Source organism: bacterium endosymbiont of Bathymodiolus sp. 5 South, from assembly GCF_900128535.1.
Taxonomy (GTDB): domain Bacteria; phylum Pseudomonadota; class Gammaproteobacteria; order PS1; family Pseudothioglobaceae; genus Thiodubiliella.
In genome coordinates this window covers 1-1,809 of the sequence record NZ_FQTR01000249.1, presented here as the reverse complement: position 1 = coordinate 1,809, position 1,809 = coordinate 1, and the positions used below count along the sequence as shown (strand labels likewise).

Genomic DNA, 1,809 nt, shown 5'->3' with positions numbered 1-1,809 from the left:
GTTTTTATGCTGGGTGTTAGACTTGGTGTTGTTGGTATCTTGGCTAGAGAGGATGTTAAGGTTTTGACTGTTTATGTTGATTTGTCCGTTATTTGTGTTGTCTGTGTTGACTGCGTTATTTGCATTGGCTTGGAGGTTTGAGCCAACAATGGTGGTGGTTTTGTTTGGAGTATTAAGGTTTGTATTAGCAATGGTTGGAGTTATTGCCAGGGTTGTGATTAAGGTTAAAATTGATATTACAAATGGGTTTGGCATTTGATTATTTTAATGGGTTTTAGTGGTTTTTTTTGTTTTAAAAATAGTGGTTTTGTTTTTAATGAGAGGGTGGGGTTATATTTTTACGATAAAAAGGGTAGCGTCCCATTTTTTATTGCCTTTTTATTACCTTAAAAATAATTTTTGATTTTTGGCTATATTTTTATAGATAGATAAATCTGCACTATTTTTACATATAAAAGGAAAAGATTGATCGTATCCCCAAGCCAAAACAGCAGGATATTTTATAAAATGAAAAGCAAAAAGATTACTGTATTTTAAAAATAATACACTCATCATTTCCATAAGCTCTATATCTTCTATCATTAAATATTGATCATTAATAAAAATATTATTAACTAACTGATGTAATAATAAATATGATTCTTTTTTATTCAACTCATTCTTTATGCTATCAATAAAAAAATCATAATCAAAAATTTTATTATCATAAAAACTCAATATGCATTTATTATCATTTAAGACAAAACAGTCTTTTATGAAATTTATATATTTATATTCGTTTTTTAATACAAAATATTTATCATCCAATAAAGACAATCTTTCATCATTTTCTGGAATTAATTCAGGAAAAACATCTAATGTTCTACTAGGATATTTTCCGAACGAATTATCATTAAGTAAGTCATTATGAGTGATAAATGTTATGTATTTTTTTTATCAACTTTTTTAAACAAGGGTATTTTTTCTTTAAAAAACATATCAATCTCGCAACCTTTTTCCTTTACTATTATACGTCCCTTCTCTTTTTGCATTTTTAGAATTCCATGCTCTTTTATTTTCTTTCTTTCCACCATTTGTCAGTTTTAAATTTTTTCAAAATATTTGGTGTTAATTCATCTGGAAGACTAGCTAGACTGAAAGACTTGTCTAAATCCATGTCTATTGTTCGTTCAACTAACCACTCATTATTAGGCTCAATATCTATTAATTCTTGTAATTCAAAAAATATCCCTAAATCTCCATAACCTAATTTTTCAAGTTTGTTTAAGTATTCATCATGTAAACTTTCAGGTAATTTTGAACCACACCATGGGCAATAATATATAAGTTGTATAGCATTAGAATTTAATTCAATAGCATACTCTCTAAATATGTTATTGTATGATATTCTAACCTTGTCCTCTTCTAAAAAAAAACCAATTTCTTTACAACAATGTTTAATCATTTTGGCAACACCCTTCCTTTTACAGGTCCTTTGTACATTTTTCCAGTTGTTGGATTCATACTTCCTAAATGCCTACGATTTCTATCGTATACTTCTATGTCATTATGGGTGTAATCCCAATCGTAAAATCGCTTTTTCTTACCTTTTCCTGTTGATTTGACTCCATTACCTTCATTTTTCATTTTTTTGTCTTTCCAAGTAGGGCTTTCAGATTTATTAGGATTTTCCTTTCTATCCTCTCCACCTCCATCAGGCATTGGTGCACCAGTTCCAGCCACCTCAGAAACATCATCAATCTTAGGAATATCGCTCGTATCATCATCTTGAGCACTATCACTAACCTGATTAACAATCTCTGCCCCTGC

The 1,809-nt window shown here is 29.4% G+C and carries 4 protein-coding genes; all 4 read right to left on the bottom strand.

Annotation, left to right across the window (positions count from 1 at the left end; all coding sequences use genetic code 11):
* Positions 1-255, bottom strand: a 255-nt coding sequence (locus tag BBROOKSOX_RS10540; protein ID WP_139661722.1) for a hypothetical protein, incomplete at its 3' end; no start/stop codon positions are given.
* Positions 256-381: 126 nt separating this feature from the next.
* Positions 382-807, bottom strand: coding sequence for a hypothetical protein (locus BBROOKSOX_RS10535; protein WP_139661721.1), 426 nt, complete (start codon positions 805-807; stop codon positions 382-384).
* A 244-nt stretch (positions 808-1,051) separates the two neighbouring features.
* Entirely contained in the window at positions 1,052-1,444 is a 393-nt protein-coding gene (locus BBROOKSOX_RS10530; protein ID WP_139661720.1) for a DUF6980 family protein, read from the bottom strand.
* Positions 1,441-1,809 (bottom strand): colicin E3/pyocin S6 family cytotoxin (locus BBROOKSOX_RS10525; protein ID WP_257607864.1); only part of this gene is annotated, 369 nt, incomplete at its 5' end. The genes BBROOKSOX_RS10530 and BBROOKSOX_RS10525, both read right to left, overlap by 4 nt.

Bases quoted from the DNA above. Each gene is read 5' to 3' on its own strand.
- BBROOKSOX_RS10530 (WP_139661720.1), bottom strand. From the start codon at position 1,444: ATGATTAAACATTGTTGTAAAGAAATTGGTTTTTTTTTAGAAGAGGAC.